The following is a 20,515-nucleotide window of genomic DNA, read 5'->3' as shown; positions in this document are numbered from 1 at the left end:
GTATCGTAATGTGAACTACACTGGCAGCTGGGCCCTGACGTGTCAAGGCTCACTGCTGCGGGTGTGCCAAGCTCTCGGATAGAGAGGTGGCGACGGGAGAGGTGGGGATCGTGGAAGGAAATGCCGCATCTCCGGTGGGCAGCGTCGACAAGGCGCTCGCCCTCATCGAACTGCTTGCCGAGGCCGGTCCGGACGGTTTGGCTCTGCGGGATGTCGTGGAGTCGAGTGGCCTGAACAAGGCGTCCGCGCACCGCACCCTGCAGGCCCTGCAACATCGAGGATTTGCCGAGCAGGATGCCAATCAGCGGTATCGGCTGGGATCTCGGCCGGCATTGTTGGTCGAGCGGTTCCTGCGCGAGGAGAACCTGCCGACGCTGTTTCGGCCGGCGTTGCTCGCCATCTGCCGGGAGGCCGAGGAACTGGTGCACCTGGGCATTCTGGACGGTCACAACGTGCTCTATCTGGACAAGGTCGAGCCGGACCGCACCATCCGGGTGTGGTCGCGGGTGGGTCGCCAGGTCAGTGTCCTCACCACGGCGCTCGGACGGGCTATGGTCGCCGCCGAAGGGGCTGCCGACACCCTGCTGTCCGCGTACACCGCCGAGGCCGATCCGCTGGTGGCCGACCGGTTCGCCCGGTCGGTCGCGGAGGCGAGGGTGCATGGCTACGCCACGGAACGTGAAGAGAACGAAGCGGGAATCTGCTGTGTGGGTGTGGCATTGAGGCGTCCCACCGGCCGCCCGGTGGCCGTCAGTATCACCGGGCCGACCAGCCGGATGGGCGCGGACCGGCTCGACAAGCTGGGCACCCGGTTGCGAGAGATGCTGAGCGTCTCGGCGCCGCCCGGATTCTCGGTGGTGAGTACCGATCCGGCCGGCGACCCGTAGTCGATGCCGTGGGGATGGTTCCGTCGGGTATCGCCAGTACCTGACGCAGAATCGCATGGGGTTCGTGTTGTGGCGAATTCGGTTCTGGGCGCCGGACCAGGTGACCACCTGACCGATACCCGCGGCCGTCACCGCCGGCGCCGCGTGGACATCGGAACCCGTTGTCCACCAGGGGGTCCGCCGCTGCGGTGCGCCTACGTCACGATGCGGCACGCATTGTGAGATGTGGCACTCTGATGTTCTTCCGCGGTTTGGCTCCGCTAGACAAAGGGGTATCGGCTTTTTCTGAAACGGATCGGCGAACGACGTACGGATGGTCATGACTCGACTGACGCGCTGGTTAGCAACCATTCTTGCCGTGACCCTTCTTCCCGGCCTGGTCTCCACATTCGCCGGCGCCGGTGCCGCGGTCGCACACTCCCGCCCGGGGCTTCCGGTGGAGTACCTGCTCGTACCGTCAGCCTCGATGGGCCGCGATATCCGGGTCCAGTTCCAGCCCGGCGGTCCGCACGCGGTGTACCTCCTGGACGGCCTGCGGGCACAGGACGACTACAACGGGTGGGATATCAACACCCCGGCGTTCGAGTGGTACTACCAGTCCGGGCTTTCGGTGGTGATGCCGGTGGGCGGCCAATCGAGCTTCTACACCGACTGGTACCAACCGGCCGTCGGAAACGGCGGAACCCAGACCTACAAATGGGAGACGTTCCTCACCGAGGAGCTGCCCGCGTGGCTGTCGGCCAACAAGGGTGTCGACCCGACCGGCAACGCGGTCGTGGGGCTTTCGATGGGCGGCGCCCCCGCCCTCACCTACGCCATCTACCACCCGGACCGGTTCGTCTTCGCCGGATCGCTGTCCGGTTTCCTGAATCTGTCCCAGGGCTGGTGGCCCACCCTGGTCGGGGTCGCCATGAGCGATGCCGGCGGCTTTCGGGTCACCGACATGTGGGGACCGCCGATCGACCCGGCCTGGACGCGCAACGACCCCTCGCTGCACATCCCCGAGCTGGTCGCCAACGGCACCCGGATCTGGATCTACTGCGGCAACGGCACACCGGGTGACCTGGCACCCGCGGCGGCCCAGACGAATCCCGGGGCCGGGATCTTGGAAGGCCTCACGCTGCAGAGCAACCAGAGCTTCCAGCAGGCCTATCTGGCCGCGGGTGGGAAGAACGCCACCTTCAATCTGCCGCCGAAGGGTTTGCATTCCTGGGAGTACTGGGGCCAACAACTACAGCAGATGAAGCCGGACATCCAGCGCACCCTCGGAATCCGCTCCACTTAGATCACGCCCAGCTTCCGCAGGTCCGTCAGGTACTTGTGGATCAACTCGACCGTGATGTGCGGGATATCCTGGGCCGGGCCGATTTTGGCGGCCCGCACGGCCTCGCGGAACACGGCGGTGGGCGCCAGCGCGCCGAGTAGCGGCTGCTCGGGCTGCCGGTACGCGTCGAGCAGAGCCAGCGCGGAGCGCTGCCGCTGCTGCTCCGGCAGGGCCCGCAGTGCGCCTTCGAACCGGGCGACCCACTCGGCGTGATCGTCGACCCTGGTGATCGGGATGCCGGCGTCGATCAACCAGTCCACGATGACATCGAGTGAGATGCCGTCGTCGTGCGGGTTCATCACGTCATAGGACCGGAACCCGTGGAGGCTGTGGCCGCCGATCGTGGTGACGGCATCGGCGACGAAATCGGCGGGCAGTCCGTCGTAGTGGGCGCGCGGGCGCTCACCCGAGCCGTCGTCGGCGTAGAAGGTGCGTGGTGCCAGGCCGGTGGATACCAGGCTGACCACCAGGCGGGTGAAGGCGTCGGGAATGTTGATCTGGCCGGCGAATCTGCTGTGCGCCAGGATCAGATCCGAACGGAAGACGCTGACCGGGAGCCCGCTCAGATCGTGTGCCTCGCGCAGCAGGACCTCGCCGGCCCATTTGCTGTTGGCGTAACCGTTGGCATATCCGTCGTCCAGCGAGCGCTGCGGGCTGACGGCCCGGATGTCGCCGTCCTCGATGAAATCGCGCTCCGTCATCGCCACGGCCACAGTCGACAGGTAGGTCACCGGCTTGAGCCGTTCGGTGATCGCCAGTCGGATCACCTCGGCCGTGCCGACGACATTGGGCCCGAACAGTTGTCCGTAGGGAAGCACATGGTTGACCAGGGCTGCGGGGTGTACGACGAGATCGACCTCGCGTGTCAGCCGGGTCCAGGTCGCGGGGTCGAGCCCGAGGTTCGGTTCACCGATGTCACCGGCGATCACCTCGAGATGGCCGGCGGCCAGCACCCGGAACTCCTGCGCCATGGCGGAATCGGTGTCGAATACCTGCGCGAGACGCTCCCGTGCGGACGCGGCGTCCTCTCCGCGCAGCAGGGCGATCAGCCGGCCGCCGGTAGCCGACAACCGCTGTAGCCATTCCAGTGTCAGGAACCGGCCGAGGTACCCGTTGGCGCCGGTGAGCAGCACCGTCTGCACGCGTGTGGTGACCGGCTGTGCTGTCGGTGCCGCAGCCAAAGTGCCCTCGTCGATGAACTTGTCCAGGGTGAGGTCGGCCGCCGCGATCGACGTGACTCCGGAGCCGTGCACACTGGTGGCGGTGGGGCGGGTACCGCCCGATGCGCGTTCGGATTCCACGTAGGCAGCCACGGTGGCGAGGTCGGCCGACGGGCCGATGATGACACCGACGGGTACCTCCACACCGAACACCTCGCCCAGCAGGTTGGAGAACGTCAGCGCGGACAGCGAGTCGCCGCCCAGGTCGGTGAAGTGCTCGTCGGCTGACGGTGCGGTGCCGGGAAGTCCGAGCAGGACCTGGGCGGCTCGGGTGACGGTGTCCAGTACCGGTTGGGTGCCTGCGGACTCGCGAAGGTCCCGCAATTCGTCGGTTCGCGCCTGCGACAGCTCGGTGTAGAGCTGCTCGAGGCGCTCGCCGTAGTGTGCTTTCAGTTTGGGCCGCAGTAGTTTTCCGACGCCGGACAACAACCCGTTGGTGGCGGTGAACGGATCGGTTTCGATCAGGAAGTCGGCGGGCACCTCATAGGACTGCAATTCGGCGGCGTGTGCGGTGGCCCGTAGCGCGTCGTGCAGCGCGCCCTTGAGGTCCTCGGGGTCGGTGAGGCGTGCGAGTGCTTCCTCGGTCGGCACGATCACGGCCAGCAGGGAGGAGCGTTCACTGTTGCCGTACACGAAGATCTGGCGTACCAGCGGCGCGCCTGCGAAGACAGCTTCCAGATTGGAGACCGCGACGAACTCACCCTGGGCGAGTTTGAGGACGTTGTTGCGGCGGTCGACGTACACCAGCCGGTCCGGTGCGGTCTGGGCCATCACATCGCCGGTGCGGTAGTAACCCTCGGCATCGAAGACCTCGGCGGTGACATCGGGTCGCTTGTAGTAGCCGGGTGTCGCAGTGGCGGTCCTGACCAGCAGCTCGCCGCGCGGGTAGGGGCGGTCGGTGCCGAAGTAGCCGAGTTCGGGCACGTCGACCAACTTGTAGTCCAACACCGGCGGGCGTGACACCACACCGTCGCGGGTCACACCACCCACTTCGGTGAGACCGTAGACGTCGAAAAGAGGTGCCTCGACGGTGGTTTCGAGGAACGTCCGCATCTCCGGAGCCAGCGGCGCGGTGCCCACGAATCCGTTCAGCACGCGGCCGCCGAGCAGATGCTCGCGCAGTTCGATCTTGGCCTGCGCCTCGGCGCCCGTCGCGCTCTCGCCTTCGGCGCGCAACCGGTCGACCCGGGTCTGGTAGCGCTGAAACAGCATGTCCACGACTCGGGGAACCACGGCGAGTTGCGTGGGCCGGACCAGCTGCCAGTCTTCGAACAAGGTGGACAGGTCGCTCTCCGGGACGAAATAGCTTGTGCCGCCGGCTTGAAACGACGCAACCAGGGCGATCCGGCCACCGAGGTGGTTGAGCGGCATGAAGTTGACGTTGCGCACCGGGACGTCGCCGTCGGCGACGAACCCGCTGGTCCACATCATCGACAGCATGCGTTCGGTCCACATCGCCCCTTTGGGCAGGCCGGTGCTTCCGGAGGTGTACAGGATCATCGCCAGCCGCTGGTCGTCGGCGCCGTCGTAGGCGGGCGGAATCGGGAGCGTCCGCCCGCGGGCGATGGTATCGGGCAGCACCTCGATGGTGACCTGATTCCGGGCGAGCCGAGTCCTGGCCTGTTGCAGGGCTTCCCGCTGCGAGTCGACAGCACCGTCGTAGTCGAAGACGGTCAACCGCCGCACCGACGCGCTGTTCTCGGCGCACTCCACGGCCAGATCCAGGTAGCCGGCGCTGACCGCGAGAACTCGAGGTTCGGTTTCGTCGAAGATCGGAAGCAGCCTCGATGACGGTGAATTGTGCTGCAGTGGAACGGCTACCAGGCCCAGGTAGTTGCTCACCAGGTCGATGGTCAGATAGTCGGCGCTGGCGAAGCCGATGGTGGCCACGAAGTCACCCGGGCGCACGGGCGAGTCGCCGGTGCGCCACGCCGCCGCGATGGCCGTCACGTCGGCCCACAGCCGGCGGTAGGTGATGGTGTCGAAGCTCGGCAACAGCCGTAGCTCGCGGCGCCCGGTGGCCGGGTCCCGGACGACGGTGGTGGCCCGCGTGCCCAGCGCCGGCCGGTCGGCATAGCTCTCGGCGTAGATCCGCAGGACCTCGGCCAGACGGGTGCCGGGACGCCGCGCGGCCGCCACGACGGCAGACGACGGCCGGGCGGCCTGCAGGTCGCTGTCGGTGGCGTACAACCAGGCCAGGCGTTCCGCTCGGGTGTCGGTGCGGGTCTCGGTCGTCATATCGCGCCTTTCGGGATCGGCTGCGCAAGCACGCTAGGTATAGAAAACACTACTCAGACCACCATAGAGCGGCGTGCCAGCGATGTAAACCGAGCGGTATACTTCGGGTATGTCTGCCGCGCCGACGGCCGTTCCGCACCCCGTGCGCGGGGGTCGGGGCGCGCGTGACCGCATCCTGGCTTCGGCGCGAAAATTGTTTTATTTCAATGGTATTCGTGATACCGGCGTCGAAGCGCTGGCGGAGCACGCCCACGTGTCCAAGCGCACTCTTTACCAGCACTTTCCCAGCAAGGACGTGTTGATCGCCGCCTATCTGCGCGACATCATCGACACCGGCGGGTCCCGGCCGGAGAAGAATCTCGCCGCAGACGGTGCGCCGCGTGCACGGTTGCTGTCGATCTTCGACATCGCCGGACGGGGTCCGTTTCGGGGATGCCCGTTTCACAACGCGGCGGTGGAAGCGGCGGATGACATGCCGGAGGTCCGGCAGATCGTCGCCGACCACAAGCGCGATTTCATCGACCGGCTGGCCGGTGCCGCGGCCGAGGCAGGTCTGCGTGATCCGGTCGCGGTGGCGCGCCGACTGGCGGTACTCCTGGAGGGCGCGACCGGGTTGGCCACCTCGCTCGGCGATACCGCGCCGCTGCGCGACGCGCGTGCGATCGCGGAACTGGTCATCGACGCCGCCCGCTGAGACTTCATGTGCGGCGCAGACCGCGACGGCACAGAATCGATGATGTACCCGAACAACATCGAACAACGGAAGGTACCTGATGCCCCCACCGTCCTTGGACAAATCCGAATCCGGCCGCCTGCTCAACGATGCGCGGACAGCGCAGGGTGTCACCTGGGCCGAATTGGCCGCCGCGATCAACCGCCCGCTGGTCTGGACGGTCGCCGCGCTGCTGGGTAAGCACCCGGTTTCCGCCGAGGACGCGACGACCATCTGCGCGAAGCTCGGTTTGGGCCCCGAGGTGCAGGCGGCGCTACAGCGGCAGCCCTACCGCATTCCCGAGCCGGGGCTCTCCAGCGATCCCACCATCTATCGGTTGCACGAAGCCGTCGATGTGTACGGCGCGGCGCTCAAAGAGTTGATCCATGAGGAGTTCGGCGACGGCATCATGAGTGCGATCAATTTCGCGGTGTCCTTCGAGCGGCGGGCGGACCCGGGCGGCGACCGCGTCGTCGTCACCTTCGACGGCAAGTTCCTGCCCTATCAGTGGGGATAGCCGCGTCGCCGGGTCACTACGCTGAGGCCGTGGACGAACGTACCCGCGCGACCCGATTGCTCGAGGCCCAGGACAAGGCGGCCGAACTGTTCGACGCGATCAGCGCCCGCCGGATGGTACGGGCGGGAATCACCGAACGAGAGCTGTCCGACGAGATCCGCGATCTGGCCGCCGATCTATTCGGTGTCACCAGGCACTGGCACAAGCGCATCGTCCGGGCGGGGGAGAACACGCTGGAGACCGCGCGCGGCAATCCACCCAACCTCACCATCGCCGACGACGACATCGTGTTCGTCGACCTCGGACCGATCTTCGAGGAATGGGAAGCCGATTTCGGCCGCACCTTCGTGCTCGGGGACGACCCGCGCAAGCTGGCGCTGCGCGATGACCTCCCGCGGATCTGGAACGCGGGACGGGACTTCTTCGACCGGCACCCGGAGATCACCGGGGCGGACCTGTTCGACCACGTGGTGGAGCTCAGTGAAGCGGCCGGCTGGCATTTCGGTGGTGTCATCGCGGGTCACCTCGTCGGGCAGTTTCCGCATGAGAACATCCCCGGCGACAAGATCGAGTCGTACGTCGCGCCCGGCTCCACCCATCCGATGCGCCGAAAAGACCGCTCCGGCAACCAGTGTCACTGGATTCTGGAGGTGCATCTCGTCGAACCCGACCGCAGGTACGGCGGGTTCCACGAGGAGCTCCTCGATCTGCCCGGGCCCACGGCTCAGACGCTGTCCCGGTAGGCGGTCGGACTGACGCCCACGCGCTGTTTGAAGCACGTGGCGAAATGGCTCGGGGTGGAGAAACCGACCTGCGTGCCGATCTCGGTGATCGTGACACCGGTGGTGGCCAGCAGCGCCTTCGCGCGCTGGATGCGCAGGTCGATCAACAGTTGGTGCGGCGTGGTCGCGAAGGCCGCGGCGAATGCGGTGAGAAATCGGCTGACGGGCATCTGGGCGATACCGGCGAGCGCGTCGAGGTCGATCCGATGGTCCAGCTCGGAATTCAGATAGTCCACGATGGCGGTCTGGGCGCGTTGATCGAGAGTCCGGCCGGCACGCTGTGGTCGAGCCGGTCGCTCGCCGTAGTGCTCGGCGATGTGCAGGCGGGTGGTGTCGGCCAGCGATTGCCGGAACAACGCGGCTATCGGCCCCGACTGGGTCAGCTGGCCGGCCAGCCGATCGACCAGTCGGTGCAGAAAGACGTCGCGGTAGCCGACCCGCGGTGTCAGCCCACGCGTGCCGAACACCGAGGTGGGTGCGGTGATCTCGCAGAACCCGACCGTGGCGCCCTGCGCGAGGGCGGCGTAACGGTGCTCGGCAGGAATCACCCACACGTCACCGATGCGCGGTAGGCACGGTCCCGATGGTCCGCGCTCGAACTCGATCTCCATCGTCTTGAGCGTGCCCTGCCGGTGGATCACGAAGGTGTGGTGCGGTTCCCGAAAGCACCAATCCGTGGGCGCCTCGACCGTCTCGGCCACGAAGCGGTAGTCCAGCCCTTGCAGGCTGAACTGGTGTGCGGCGGTGATGGTGCGGTCCGTGAGAGGCCGGCGACCGTCCCAAACCTGCATCGACAACCCCCGAACTTTTGACAAGTGCCCCGCTTTTCGAATGCACCCCCGATCTGGTCACGCTACCGTCGGCGACCGTTCGCGGCCGACCGATGGACCGCGCCCGGGGGAAGGACAGCATGACCGTCAACTCGATCCAAGGTAAGAACGTCCTGATCGGCGGGGGAGCCAAGAATCTGGGTGGGCTGGTGGCCCGCGATCTCGCGGCGCAGGGCGCCCGTGCCGTCACGGTGCACTACAACAGCGACGCGACCCGCGCCGACGCCGAGAAGACGCTGGCAGATATCACCGGAGCCGGGGTCGAGGGGTACCTGGTTCAGGCGGACCTGACCACAGCCGATGCGGTGCGGACCTTGTTCGCCCGTGCCGGCGAGGCCATGGGCTCGATCGATATCGCCATCAACACCACCGGCATGGTGACCAAGAAGCCGATACCGGAGATCACCGAGGCCGACTTCGACAAGATCTTCGCCATCAACGCCAAGGCGGCGTTCTTCTTCATCCAGCAGGCGGGCGAGAGCCTCACCGAACGCGGCAAGCTCGTCACGCTCGTCACCTCCCTGCTGTCGGCGTACACCGGGCTCTACTCCATCTACGCCGGGTCCAAGGCACCGGTGGAACATTTCACCCGTGCGGCGGCCAAGGAATTCGGGTCGCGCGGCATCTCGGTCAACGCCATCGCTCCGGGCCCGATGGAGACTCCGTTCTTCTACGGGCAGGAGACCGCCGAGTCCGCCGACTACAACCAGCACGCCGCCGATCTGTCGGCGTTCACCAAGACCGGGCTCACCGACCCCGTCGACATCGTGCCGCTGGTGCGCTTCCTCGTCGGCGAAGGCTGGTGGATCACCGGTCAGACGATCCTCGCCAACGGCGGCTACACCACCCGCTGAGCCTCTTCAGCCGTTGGCCCCCGCGGGGGACGCGGCACGAACCGCGACACCCGGTCCACGACGTCCTGATAGGAGGAGCGGCGTTGCAGGCTGCGCTCCTCCATCAGCGGGATGCTGGCGCCGAGGAACATCGCCAGGATCGCGACCGCGCCCAGGATCAGCCACCACCAGTCCGCCGGCGCTGCCGCAATGCCGAACAGCGCCAACGCCACCCAGAAACTGAACTCGCCGAAGTAGTTCGGATGCCGCGACCAACTCCACAGACCGCGATCCATCGACGCACCGGCCTGCCGAGTGGCCACAAAGCGGTGCATCTGCACATCGGCGACCAGTTCCAGGGCAACTGCGGCCAGGCCCAACACGAATGCGATCCAGCTCAGCCACACCAGTCCCGGACCGGGTCGGGTCACCGCCACATATGCCGGGACCATGCCCAGGAAAACCTGGAGAGTCGGGATCAGATGGATGGCCACCAGATCGGCGACGACCTCCCATCGTCCGGCGCGCTGCTTGAATTTCGGGTAGCGCCAATCTTCGTGGTGCAGACCCGGGAACGCGTACACCCAGTTGGCGGTCAACCGGATTGCCCACACCACCACGACGACGGCGATCAGCCAGCACCGCAACGCATTCACGTCCGGCGCGGTGCGAAACCACCAGTAGAACAGCAGCAGCGGGGGAATCACGCTCCAGTACGCGTCATAGAAGCTGGAGTTCCGGTAGATCCGGCTGAAGACGAAGATCACGATGGTGCCCAGCACGTCGGCGATCAGGGTGTCCAGCCAGAGCTGTCCGGCGCGCGGACCCCACACCAGCCATACGGCCGCCACCGCGATGGCGATGACGTACGCGATGGTGACCACACCGAGCGAACGTGCCTTGCTGACGGTCGTCATCGTCGGAGCCTAGCGGCGGGAGTCATCTAGGCCGCGAACAGCTTCCCCGCGCCCGACGCGGTGATCTGAAGCTGCGGAATGGTCAGTTCCCCATAGTTTTTGTCGACCGGGCCGGAACGGTAACCCAGCCAGGGCACCACGCCCGGATCGGGGTCGACGTCGAGGTTGTAGGCCTGCTGTCCGGGCAGGTGATGTCCGAGGAAGTTGACCAGGAAATCCCCGGCGAAGAGGAGACTGCCGAGAAGACTCTTTCCGAACAGGGCCGAGGAGTTGATCAGTGGGTAGTCGGCCTTGGGGTCGCCGATCATCACGATCGAACCGTAGTGCGGCTTGCTGCCCCCGCCCGGCACGTACTTCGGCATGAAGGGTTGCAACCCAGGCAGGTCGGTGGCCATGTACGCGGCCGGGTCGCCGTAGGTCTCGACGTTGACGAACCCCGAATTACGCCCGTTGCCGGCCTTTTTGGTGTTCAAACCGGGACTCTCGAAGCCGATTCCGCCCAGCTGGTCCTGCTGCGCGACGAACTCGGCCTCCCAGCCGCCCAGCGAGTGCCCGGTGACGAAGATGTCGTCGCTGCTGTAGCCCTGCAGTGCGGCCTGGGTCTGCACGCGCCGCTGGAAATGCAGTGCGTCCCAAAAGGCTTGCGGCGTGGTGTTGGTGAAGATCACCTGCAGGTCGGCGACGAGTTGGGAGACGGCCATCAGCGGATTGGCCAACAGGTTCGTACCGCCGGTCGTGCCCTGATAGGCGATGATGAGCTGGTTGTCCGGAGTGACCCAGACCTGCGAGCGCATCCCGGACAGGATGTTGGTGGAGGCCATCTGAACGCCGTTGACCGTGAACGGCTTCAACCCGCCCGGAGTGCCGCCGAGGACGTACTCGGCGGTCGCCGCATTGAGGAACTGCGCCACGGTCGGCGTCTTCGTGGAGATGGGGCCGTTGTAGATCTCGGCCGGCGGATACTGCTGCACGATAGGTGCCTTGCTCAGGCCCAGGACATCTTCGATCCTGCGGAAGACCCCGAACAGTGCCTCATCGATCGGTCTGAAGTTGAACGGACTGTGCGGACCGCCCGCCGCGACGGTGAAGTCGAGCAGCTGCAGTACCGCGTTGATGATCTTGCCGGGCAGCGCGGCGATCTTCGCGATCGGGGACAGCGGCTTAGGGGGACTCGGTGTCGTCGTGGTGACGCTGTCGGCGGTGGTGACGGCGGCGGGCCGGCCGGCCACCGTGTCCTTGGCGGCCTTGGCGGCCTTGGCGGCCTTGGCGGCCTTGGCGGTCTTCGTGGTCTTCGTGGTCACGACGACGGCGGTGGCGCCGGTGTCCGGCCTCGTGGTGGTGGCGGACTGTGGCGTGACGGAGTTGTCGCTGGCCGGCGGTTCCGGGTGCGACGCGGCACGCTTGGCCGTCCCGTCTGAACTCGCGTCTGCCGTCGTATCGGAATCATGTGTGCGCGAACTGCGGCTGTGGGAGCCGAACTTCGGCTTGCTGACGCGCGTGCTGTCGGAGACCGCGGCTTTCTGCGGGGCGGCAGGGTCCGGCGCTGCCTCGGGTGCTTCGGTGCTGGAGTCGGCCTTCGCGGGTGTGGCGGGGCTGGATGACGTGTCCGGGGAGTCCTGCTGCCCGGTCTCGGCCCACGCGACGCCGTGGCCGGTGCCCGCCGACAGGGCCATCCCCACCGCCACGACGGCAATGCCGTATCGGCCGGATCCGCGCGTGTTGCGGCGAGCATGCGCCATTGACGTCCCCCTTGACGTTGCCATCGATGGCGTCAACTTATGACATCACGTGATGTCAGTCTTCGTTTTCGGTGCACCGTCCGGGGGAGGGGCCCCACCCGTGGTCGAGCGCTAGCTGTGAGAGTCGACCCGAGCGGGCTGCTTGAGGATGTAGCCGGCGCCACGCAGGGTGTGAATCATCGGGGGGTGCCCGGCGTCGACCTTCTTGCGTAGATAGGAAATGAACAATTCGACGAGATTGGTGCTTCTGGCGAATTGCGAGCCCCAGACTTCCTGCAGAATATCGGTCTTGGAGACGACGCGACCAGAATTTCGCATCAGGTACCGCAACAAACGGAATTCGGTGAATGACAGGGCCACCGTCCGGCCGGCTCGCGCAACCTCCAGGGAGCGTTCATCCAGGACGAGATCGCCGATCCGGAGCCGGCCCCCGACCTCGGGACCCGCCGCCGATCGGTTGCTGAGCGCGCGGAGTCGCAGCACCACCTCCTGCAGGCTGAAGGGCTTACTGACGTAGTCATCGCAGCCGTGCTCCAGTCCCGCGATCCGATCCTCGACGCTGGCCCTGGCGCTGAGAAACAGCACCGGCAGTCCGCGGGTCTGCTCCCGCAGCGCGCGCATCACCTCGAGCCCGTCCATATCCGGCAGCTCGACGTCGAGCACCACGATGTCCGGGGTTGTCTGCCGGGCGGACCGGAGGGCCGTTGCGCCGTCGCCCGCGGTGGCCACCTTCCATCCTTCGTGCCGCAACGCGATGGACATCAGCTCGCGGATGAGCGGCTCGCTGTCGACGATCAGGGCGCGTACCGGTGCATTGCTGTCGTGCCGGTCCGGCCCATTCGCCTCGGCGACGCTGATACGCCAGTCCGGGGATTCAGCAAGCGAGGTCACGAGGCCGTCCCGCATCCAGTTGAGGTGGCAGATCGGTGCTCGGATACCCGGCCATCCGTGCCTGGCGGCCGCGGGAGCCCCGAGGTGGCGCCGAGGGGGCACGGCGCCATTCAGGAGGGTGACTCGCGCCGATCAGGGGAGGAAGAGAGCATGTTAGATATCCCGACACACCGTAACAATAGCTCTCTGATCAGCTCTTTTGTGGATTTCCCGCTGTGAAGATGCACAGGGAACGCACCGAGCGCCGGGGGACGTCAGATTCGGCGCCGCACGCGTGCGCCGAGGGGGTCGGGGAGGTGGCACACCGCGGCCTTCGCGTACGTGGCGGGTCGCCGCCCGGACGTGGGCCGGGCCTTCGCTCAGGGTGACGCTCACGCACGGCACAGCCGGCGCTCAGCAACGTACTGATCCGCACGCGGACGTCGGTATGAGGCGGCTAGTGCGGGCCGAGACCGCCCGGTCCGCCGGATCCGGGACCGATGCGTGGCGGGGTGCCCGCCGGGGGCGGGGGCAGTGCGCCGGGGCCGGGTGGCGGCGGGCGCATCGGCTGGGTCGGTGGCTTCGGCGGTAGTGCGGGAGGAGCGGGCGGCCGTCGTGGCGGACTGGGCTTGGTGGTGTTGTCACCCGTACGCGTGTCGTTCTTTGTCGCCGGGCTCGTCACGGTCGGCGTACTCGGCGCCGTGTCAGATCGCGACGGTATCGATATGTCGACGGGCTCGGGTGGCACGGCGACAGGGGTGTTCACCGATGTGGACGTGGACGGCGGCCCAGGGGGTGCAGGCGGCGGACGCAGTGGCGACGGCGGTGGAGCGGGAGGGGACGAACTCACCGACGTCGAATCCGTCGGCGTGAACTCACGCTCCACCGGATACGCGAGCAGCGCTCCACCGAGCAATCCGGTGACGAGCAGGCTGGCGGCCGCCAGATGGAGCCGTGGGCGGGTGCGCAACGGTTTGCTACCGGCATCACCGGGAACCGCCGCGGGCTCGTCGGCTACCGCGTGGAGGTCGGTGACGGGGGATATCGCCACCGAGGCGGCCAGTGGGCCGAGCGCGCGCTGGGCGTAATCGGCGATATCGGATCTGGTGCTGAGTGGGCGGTCGGTGCGCTCCAACAGCAGCAACGAGTGCGCCAAGCGCACGAAGACGTCGGCGAGCGCGTCCGGATCGTTGACGACGATGTCCGACTCCGCGGCGAGCCGTTGCAGGCGCTCGGAGATCTGCGGCAGGACGGACTCCATGACGGCCCCGGTACCGGGCGACATCAACGGAAGGAGCGCGTCGCGGTCGGTGTCCAATTCCCTGCGCATCAGCGGGTGGTGATGCACCGACCACACAGTGTCGGCGAAGGCGTCGAGAACCTGCTCACGAAAAGACTCGGATGCGCCCGCCCCGGAAAAGGCGTTGTCCAAGATATTCGACAATTCACGGAGTGCCGCGGTTCGCAGCAGTTCATTCTTGCTCGACCACCGGCGATAAACGGTCATATGTGACACGCCCGCGTATTTCGCCACCAGTTCCACGGTCGCGCGTTTGAATCCGAAATCCGTCAGCACGCGCGCCGCGGCATCGAGGATCTTGGCTCCGGTGGGGTCGGGCGCCTGCCCTGACACGCTGCTGCCCTTTCGTCGCGGACGTTACTGACTTGCACTCCGCGCCGTCGTCCGGTGGCTACTGCACCCAGGATGCTAGCCGTTGGGAAAAATCACCGCACCCACTCGCAGCTCAACTGTGCGGTTCCACAGCAATCGGCAGACCGATCAGTCGCTGGCGGGCAGCGGTTTGGCTTCCTTGATGCTCAGCGGGGTGGTGCCGATGCTCAGCGTGCCGGCTCCGGCCTTGGTCACCAGCACCTCTGCGCCGGTGTCGTCGACATAGCGTTTGCCCATCAGGTTGCCGTCGGACAACGACGCGTCCAGGGTCAGCGAATCGTCCACCGCGCCGCCGACGGGCACCAGCAGCGCACCGCCCGCGCGCAGGTCGTCGAGGCTGTCGCTGCTGCGCACCACGATGACCTGGGTGTCACAGACCTGGCTTTGCAGGCGGGTGCCGTTCTTGATCATGCGGGCTCCTTTGATGCGTTCAGCTCGCTGACGAGCTCGCGGCGCAGCACTTTGCCGGTCGCGTTGGTGGGTAGTTCGTCGCGGAAGACCACGCGGTCGGGGGTCCGGGACCCCCGCAGCTGAGCGCGGACGAACGATCGCAGGTCCTCGGGGTCGGGGCTGGTATCGGCGGCCGGTACCACGACGGCCACGATGATCTGCCCCCACTCGGGGTCCTCGGCGCCGACGACGGCACAGTCCCGCACATGTGGGTGTTCGACGAGGACATCCTCGATCTCGGCGGGGGCGATGTTCTCCCCGCCGCGGATGATCGTGTCATCGGAGCGCCCGCCGATGTAGAGGTAGCCGTCCTCATCGAGGGTGGCCACGTCCTTGGTGGGGAACCAGCCGTCGGCGTCGAGCACGGAGCCGATCCCGGTGTATCGGCCCGAGACCTGCTCACCCCGGACGAACAACTCACCCGTCTGGCCTGCGGCGAGCACGGTGCCGTCCTCGCCGCGGATCTGCACCTCGATGCTGGGTACGGGCCGGCCCACCGAGCCGAGCCGCTTGGCCAGCGCGCCATCGGCGGATCCGAGTGCGATGCGGTGGTCGTCGGGGGTGAGTACCGCGATGGTGGAGCTGGTCTCGGTCAGGCCGTAGGCGTTGACGAAGCCGACCGCAGGCAACAGCCCAAGTGCTTTGCGTACCAACGGCAAGGCGACCTTCGATCCGCCGTAGGCCAGCGTGCGCAACGTGGGAAGTCCGGTGTTCTGCTCCTCCAGCACCGTGACGATGCGATCCAGCATGGTCGGCACCACGGTCGCCGAGGTGACGCCTTCGGCCTGCACCAAGCGCACCCATTCGCGGGCGTCGAAGTGCGGCAGGTACACCATCTTGCGGCCTGCGTACAGGTTCGACAGCGCCGCGCTCACCCCGGCGATGTGGTACGGCGGCACACAGATCAGCGCGGCGTCGTCCGGCTGCGCGGAGTCGAACTCGACGGTGCCGGTGATATAGCTGGTGAGGTTGTTATGGCTCAGCTCAACGGCTTTCGGCTGCGAGGTGGTACCAGAGGTGAACAGCACCACCGCCACCGCATCGGGATCGGCGAACGCGCGGCCGTCCTCGTCGGGCTCCTTGTCGCGGGCCTGGGCGACGAACTCCTCGGAGCCGAGCACCCGGTAGCCGTCGCCGACCGCCGCGCGGTACTCGTCGTCGACGATCACCAGCGGATTGGGCAGCCGGTCGATCAGGGCGCGCAGCCCGTCGGCGGACAGCCGGTAGTTGAGCGGGGTGAAGGCGACGTCGGCGCGGGCGGCGGAGAACAGCAGCAGCGGTAGCAGCGCTCCGCCGGTCCCGACGTAGGCGAGATGGCCGGCGCCCGAGGCGGCGATCACGCCGGCGCCCCCGTCGGCAAGCGTGCTCAATTCGTCCACGGTCAGGCGCAGATCGCCGGACACCACAGCGGTGCGACCCGGGTTACCGGACTGGGCCGCATCCAGGGCCATCTCCAACAGCAGCGAAATACTCATGGCTTGTCCACGAAGATATCCCAGACGGGGTCATCCCCACCGCCGTAGCCGGAGAGATCGGTGATGCCCGCGGCCGCCAGCAGATGGGCGTCGATATAGGTCTGGCCGTTGGCTTCCTTGGCGGGTGCGGTGAGGATCTGCACGGCGGCGTCGGCCATGATCTGCGGGCTGCGCGAGGACGACGCCAGGGTGTCGCCGTCGGCAAGGTTGGTCACCGCCGATGTCGCGATGTAGGTCTGCGGCCACAGGCAGCTGAACCCGATACCGGAATGCCTGTGCTCCTGCGCCCAGCCCAGCGACAGCAGCGTCATCCCGTATTTGGACACGGTGTAGACGGGGTGCGCGCCCAGCCAGTACGGGTCGAGGTTCAGCGGCGGCGCCAAGGTGACCACATGCGCGTTGGGGGACTTCTTGAGATGCGGCAGCGCTGCCTTCGTCAGCAGGAAGGTGCCGCGGACGTTGATATCCATCATCAGGTCGTACTTCTTGGCCGACAGCGACTCGGTGGGTTCGGTGGCGATCGCGCTGGCGTTGTTGATGACGATGTCGACGCCGCCGAAGGTCTGCACCGCGGTGTCGATCGCGCGCTGCACATCTTCTTCGCTGCGCACGTCACCGACCACGGCGACACCTTTGGCTCCGACCGCCTCGACGTCGGCCACCGCGGTGTAGACGGTGCCGGGCAGCTTGGGGTGGGGCTCGGCGGTCTTGGCGAGCAAGACGATATTGGCGCCCTGCGCCGCCGCGCCCAGGGCGATGGCCAGGCCGATGCCGCGGCTACCGCCGGATACCACCAGTGTTCGATCGGCGAGTGGACGTTGCGCGCTGGACATGTGCCTCCCTGGCTTCGTACCTGTAGATGGTATTGGCATTCTCATTTTCAGCAAGTCTCATAATCGCCCACGTACAGGGACGACGGCCGATCGGGGTCTGGTTCGGCGATGCTCGGCACCCGAGGTCGTGGCTCGATAACGCTGCACGGTGCATGTTTCCCACGGGCGGTATTGGCATTCTCATTTTTTGCAAGTACGTTATCCACTGATGAGCGAGCAAGCCACCCCTCGGGTAGAGACCCCATCGGGCATCCCACTGGCGCCCGTCTACGGACCGGACGACCGTGTCAGTGAGCCGCCCGCGCCAGGCGTGTATCCCTTCACGCGTGGCAACTTCGCCTCCGGTTACCGCGGAAAGACGTGGACCTTTCGCCAGTATTCGGGCTTCGGGACCGCAGAGGAGTCGAACAAGCGGTACCGCTACCTCCTCGATCAAGGCGGGACGGGCCTGTCGGTGGCCCTGGACCTGCCCACCCAGTGCGGCTACGACTCCGATGATCCCGAATACGGCGAAGAGGTCGGCCGGGTCGGCGTTGCCGTCGACACGCTGGCCGATGCCGAGATCCTGTTCGACGGCATCCCGCTGGAGGCGATCAGCACCAGCTTCACCATCAACGGCACCGCCGCCATCCTGCTGGCCTTCTACGTCGCGGCCGCGGAGAAGAAGGGCGTGCCGCGGGAGAAGCTGACCGGCACCATCCAGAACGACATCCTCAAGGAATATGCGTCGCGCGGCACCTGGATCTGGCCACCGACACCGTCACTGCGCCTCATCGCCGACACCATCGAGTTCTGCGCCGCCGAGGTCCCGCGGTTCAACGCCATCTCGGTGGCCGGTGCGCATTTCCGGGACGCCGGCGCCAACGCCGTGCAGGAGATGGCGTTCACCCTCGCCGATGGCGTCACCTACTGCGACACGGTGATCGAACGCGGCCGGATGAGCATCGACAAGTTCGCCCCGCAGATCTCGTTCTTCTTCTACACCCACGGTGACTTCTTCGAGGAGATCGCCAAATACCGTGCGGGACGGCGCCGGTGGGCCACCATCGTGCGGGAACGCTATGGCGCCACCACCGACAAGGCGGCGATGTTCCGGTTCGGCTGCGTGTCCGGCGGAGCGTCGCTGTACGCCCCGCAGGCCCAGAACAACCTCGTGCGGGTGGCGTATGAGGCGCTGGCCTCGGTGCTCGGCGGGGTGCAGTCGATGTTCACCGCCGCCTGGGACGAACCGTTCGCGTTGCCCAGCGAGGAGTCCGCGACGCTGGCCCTGCGGACCCAGCAGATCCTGGCGTATGAAACCGGTGTCACCAAAGTCGCTGACCCCCTGGGGGGTTCGTACTTCGTCGAAGCGCTCACCGATGCCACCGAGGCCAAGATCATCGAGATCATGGCTGACCTGGACGCGCACGGCGGCATGGTGCGCTGCATCGAGGACGGCTACCTGCAGGGTCTCATCGCCGATGAGGCGTTCAAGATCCACCACCAGACCGAGTCGGGTGAGCGGCCGGTCGTCGGGGTCAACAAGTTCGTCGTCGACGAGCCGGCACCCGATCTGGCGACCTACGAACTGGATGCCGAGGGCCGAGATCTGCAGCTCAAGCGTCTGGCCCGGGTGAAGGCCGAGCGCAGTGACCTCGCCGTCAAGGAAGCCCTGGCTGCGCTGTCCATTGCCGCGGAAGGAGACGACAACCTGATGCACAAGCTGATCGACTGTGCCAACGCGTATTGCACCGTCGGGGAGATGGTGTCGGCGCTCAAGGCCGTGTGGGGCGAGTTCGTCCAGCCGGTGGTGTTCTGAATGTCTGAATCCGCTCCCGCCCAAGCCCGCCCGGCCCGCGTACTGGTGGCCAAGCCCGGTCTGGACGGCCACGACCGTGGGGCCAAGATCGTCGCGCGTACGCTGCGCGATGCCGGGTTCGAGGTCATCTACACCGGCATCCGGCAGCGCATCGAGGACATCGTCTCCATCGCGCTTCAGGAAGATGTTGCACTGGTGGGCCTTTCGATCCTGTCCGGGGCGCACGTGGCGTTGACCGCGCGGACCGTGGATGCACTGCGCGCCGCCGACGCCGGCGACATCGCCGTCGTCGTCGGTGGCACCATCCCGCAGGGTGATGTGCAGAAGCTGCTCGATGCCGGGGCGGCCGCGGTGTTCCCGACCGGGACCGGCCTGGACACCTTGGTCACCGAGGTGCGCGCGCTCACCGAGGCGGGTGGGAGATGAGACTGGGCGTGATGATCGGGGCCGAGCGCGGTGACATGGCGCGCAAGGTCGCCAAGCTGATCTCCGATATCGAATGGGCGGACTCGGCGGGTCTGGCCACCGCCTGGATGCCGCAGGTGCCCGACGATTTCGACCTGCTCACCATGGTGGCGCTGATGGCCTCGCACAGCACCCGGATCGAACTCGGGACCGCGGTGGTACCGCTGCAGGCGCAGCATCCCATTGCCCTTGCCCGCCAGGCATTGTCGGTACATGCCATCTCCAACGGCCGGCTCGCGCTCGGGGTGGGACCGTCGCATCACTGGATCATCCGCGACATGCTCGGCTTGCCCTATGACAAACCGGCCGCCTACACCCGTGACTATCTGCAGGTGCTCAATGCGGCGATCGGTGGGCCTTCGACCGTGCCGGCGGGCAGGACCGAAGCGACCGGGGTCAGAATGATCGACGTCGAGAACGACAGCTTCACCGTGCACAACCCGACGGTGCTCGGTGCCGCGACCCCGATGCCGGTGCTGGTGGCCGCGCTGGGCCCGGTGATGTTGCAGATCGCCGGCGAGCACGCCGATGGCACCTCACTGTGGATGGCCGACGAGAAGGCCATCGGTGAGCACATCGCCCCCAAGATCAACAAGGCGGCCGCGGAGGCCGGTAAGCCTGCGCCCCGCATCGTCGCGGGTATCCCGGTCACCTTGTGCGCGAACTCCGAGATCGAGGAGGCCAAGGACCGCGCCAACCGCATCCTTGCCGAGGCCGAGACGTCGCCGAACTATCAGAAGCTGCTGGATCGTGGCGATGCCCGCACGGTCGGTGACCTCTGTGCTGCGGGGGACGAAGCGTCGATCCTGAAGCGGTTCAAGCAGTTCGCCGATGCGGGTGTGACGGATCTGTCGGTGCGTCTGTTGCCGATCGGCGACAACCGCGATGAACTGATCGCTTCGAAGTACCGGACCCGTGAGGTGATCGCCGAGCTCGCCAAGCAGCTCCCGTGA

Annotated in this window: 18 protein-coding genes; 9 read left to right on the top strand and 9 right to left on the bottom strand. The window is 66.8% G+C overall.

Annotated elements, in window-relative coordinates:
- Positions 1–110 precede the first annotated feature (110 nt).
- Together H7J86_RS33430 and H7J86_RS23785 are read left to right on the top strand one after the other, a co-directional pair.
- A complete protein-coding gene (locus H7J86_RS33430) occupies positions 111–887 on the top strand; it encodes an IclR family transcriptional regulator (protein WP_220388594.1) in 777 nt (258 codons plus the stop codon).
- A gap of 313 nt (positions 888–1,200) precedes the next feature.
- The gene (locus tag H7J86_RS23785) at positions 1,201–2,172 is read left to right on the top strand and encodes an esterase family protein (protein ID WP_187096462.1); all 972 of its coding nucleotides are present in this window, start codon (positions 1,201–1,203) and stop codon (positions 2,170–2,172) included.
- Here the strand turns inward: H7J86_RS23785 and car are convergent.
- Entirely contained in the window at positions 2,169–5,669 is a 3,501-nt protein-coding gene (gene car, locus H7J86_RS23780) for a carboxylic acid reductase (protein WP_267293807.1), read from the bottom strand. The genes H7J86_RS23785 and car overlap by 4 nt on opposite strands.
- 109 nt (positions 5,670–5,778) lie before the next feature.
- Between car and H7J86_RS23775 the strand changes: the two genes are divergently transcribed.
- The 3 genes from H7J86_RS23775 (at position 5,779) to H7J86_RS23765 (ending at position 7,641) form a co-directional block, all read left to right on the top strand.
- Positions 5,779–6,363, top strand: a complete 585-nt coding sequence (locus tag H7J86_RS23775) for a TetR/AcrR family transcriptional regulator (protein ID WP_090352951.1) — start codon at positions 5,779–5,781, stop codon at positions 6,361–6,363.
- Positions 6,364–6,442: 79 nt separating this feature from the next.
- Positions 6,443–6,898, top strand: coding sequence for a cyanase (gene cynS, locus H7J86_RS23770; RefSeq protein ID WP_090352953.1), 456 nt, complete (start codon positions 6,443–6,445; stop codon positions 6,896–6,898).
- A 29-nt stretch (positions 6,899–6,927) separates the two neighbouring features.
- Positions 6,928–7,641, top strand: coding sequence for a M24 family metallopeptidase (locus H7J86_RS23765; protein WP_170847042.1), 714 nt, complete (start codon positions 6,928–6,930; stop codon positions 7,639–7,641).
- Here H7J86_RS23765 and H7J86_RS23760 read toward each other — a convergent pair.
- Entirely contained in the window at positions 7,623–8,471 is an 849-nt protein-coding gene (locus H7J86_RS23760; RefSeq protein WP_090352955.1) for a helix-turn-helix transcriptional regulator, read from the bottom strand. The genes H7J86_RS23765 and H7J86_RS23760 overlap by 19 nt on opposite strands.
- Before the next feature lie 119 nt (positions 8,472–8,590).
- Here H7J86_RS23760 and H7J86_RS23755 point away from each other — a divergent pair, with 119 nt between their 5' ends.
- Positions 8,591–9,364 (top strand): SDR family oxidoreductase, encoded by a 774-nt coding sequence (locus H7J86_RS23755; protein ID WP_267293805.1) that lies wholly within the window; start codon positions 8,591–8,593, stop codon positions 9,362–9,364.
- Here the strand turns inward: H7J86_RS23755 and H7J86_RS23750 are convergent.
- The 7 genes from H7J86_RS23750 to H7J86_RS23720 all read right to left on the bottom strand — a co-directional run bounded on the left by H7J86_RS23750 (position 9,349) and on the right by H7J86_RS23720 (position 17,299).
- The gene (locus H7J86_RS23750) at positions 9,349–10,260 is read right to left on the bottom strand and encodes a DUF1295 domain-containing protein (protein ID WP_267293803.1); all 912 of its coding nucleotides are present in this window, start codon (positions 10,258–10,260) and stop codon (positions 9,349–9,351) included. The genes H7J86_RS23755 and H7J86_RS23750 overlap by 16 nt on opposite strands.
- A 26-nt stretch (positions 10,261–10,286) precedes the next feature.
- On the bottom strand, positions 10,287–11,999 hold the full coding sequence (locus H7J86_RS23745) for an alpha/beta hydrolase family protein (protein WP_267293801.1): 1,713 nt from the start codon (positions 11,997–11,999) through the stop codon (positions 10,287–10,289).
- A gap of 111 nt (positions 12,000–12,110) precedes the next feature.
- On the bottom strand, positions 12,111–12,857 hold the full coding sequence (locus H7J86_RS23740; RefSeq protein ID WP_267293934.1) for a response regulator transcription factor: 747 nt from the start codon (positions 12,855–12,857) through the stop codon (positions 12,111–12,113).
- 469 nt (positions 12,858–13,326) lie between these two features.
- On the bottom strand, positions 13,327–14,502 hold the full coding sequence (locus H7J86_RS23735; RefSeq protein ID WP_267293799.1) for a TetR/AcrR family transcriptional regulator: 1,176 nt from the start codon (positions 14,500–14,502) through the stop codon (positions 13,327–13,329).
- A gap of 147 nt (positions 14,503–14,649) precedes the next feature.
- Entirely contained in the window at positions 14,650–14,952 is a 303-nt protein-coding gene (locus H7J86_RS23730; RefSeq protein WP_167161324.1) for a hypothetical protein, read from the bottom strand.
- Positions 14,949–16,466 carry a class I adenylate-forming enzyme family protein gene (locus H7J86_RS23725; protein WP_267293797.1) on the bottom strand — a complete coding sequence of 506 codons (1,518 nt, stop codon included), beginning with the start codon at positions 16,464–16,466 and terminating at the stop codon, positions 14,949–14,951. Before H7J86_RS23725 ends, H7J86_RS23730 begins: the two co-directional genes overlap by 4 nt.
- Positions 16,463–17,299 carry an SDR family oxidoreductase gene (locus H7J86_RS23720; RefSeq protein ID WP_090352966.1) on the bottom strand — a complete coding sequence of 279 codons (837 nt, stop codon included), beginning with the start codon at positions 17,297–17,299 and terminating at the stop codon, positions 16,463–16,465. Before H7J86_RS23720 ends, H7J86_RS23725 begins: the two co-directional genes overlap by 4 nt.
- A 208-nt stretch (positions 17,300–17,507) precedes the next feature.
- On the opposite strand from H7J86_RS23720, the gene H7J86_RS23715 reads away from it, so the two are divergent.
- The 3 genes from H7J86_RS23715 to H7J86_RS23705 are packed head-to-tail and all read left to right on the top strand — an operon-like array spanning position 17,508 to position 20,515.
- Positions 17,508–19,097: a methylmalonyl-CoA mutase family protein gene (locus H7J86_RS23715; protein ID WP_090352967.1), complete on the top strand. Its 1,590-nt coding sequence runs from the start codon at positions 17,508–17,510 to the stop codon at positions 19,095–19,097.
- On the top strand, positions 19,098–19,523 hold the full coding sequence (locus H7J86_RS23710; protein ID WP_090352968.1) for a cobalamin B12-binding domain-containing protein: 426 nt from the start codon (positions 19,098–19,100) through the stop codon (positions 19,521–19,523). It abuts the gene before it with no gap.
- Entirely contained in the window at positions 19,520–20,515 is a 996-nt protein-coding gene (locus H7J86_RS23705; RefSeq protein ID WP_187096453.1) for an LLM class F420-dependent oxidoreductase, read from the top strand. The genes H7J86_RS23710 and H7J86_RS23705 overlap by 4 nt, the downstream gene beginning before the upstream one ends.

The organism is Mycobacterium hackensackense (assembly GCF_025822555.1).
GTDB classification, from domain to species: domain Bacteria; phylum Actinomycetota; class Actinomycetes; order Mycobacteriales; family Mycobacteriaceae; genus Mycobacterium; species Mycobacterium fluoranthenivorans.
The sequence above is the reverse complement of the archived record's forward strand: the minus strand, read 5'-3'. Positions and strand labels throughout refer to the sequence as shown.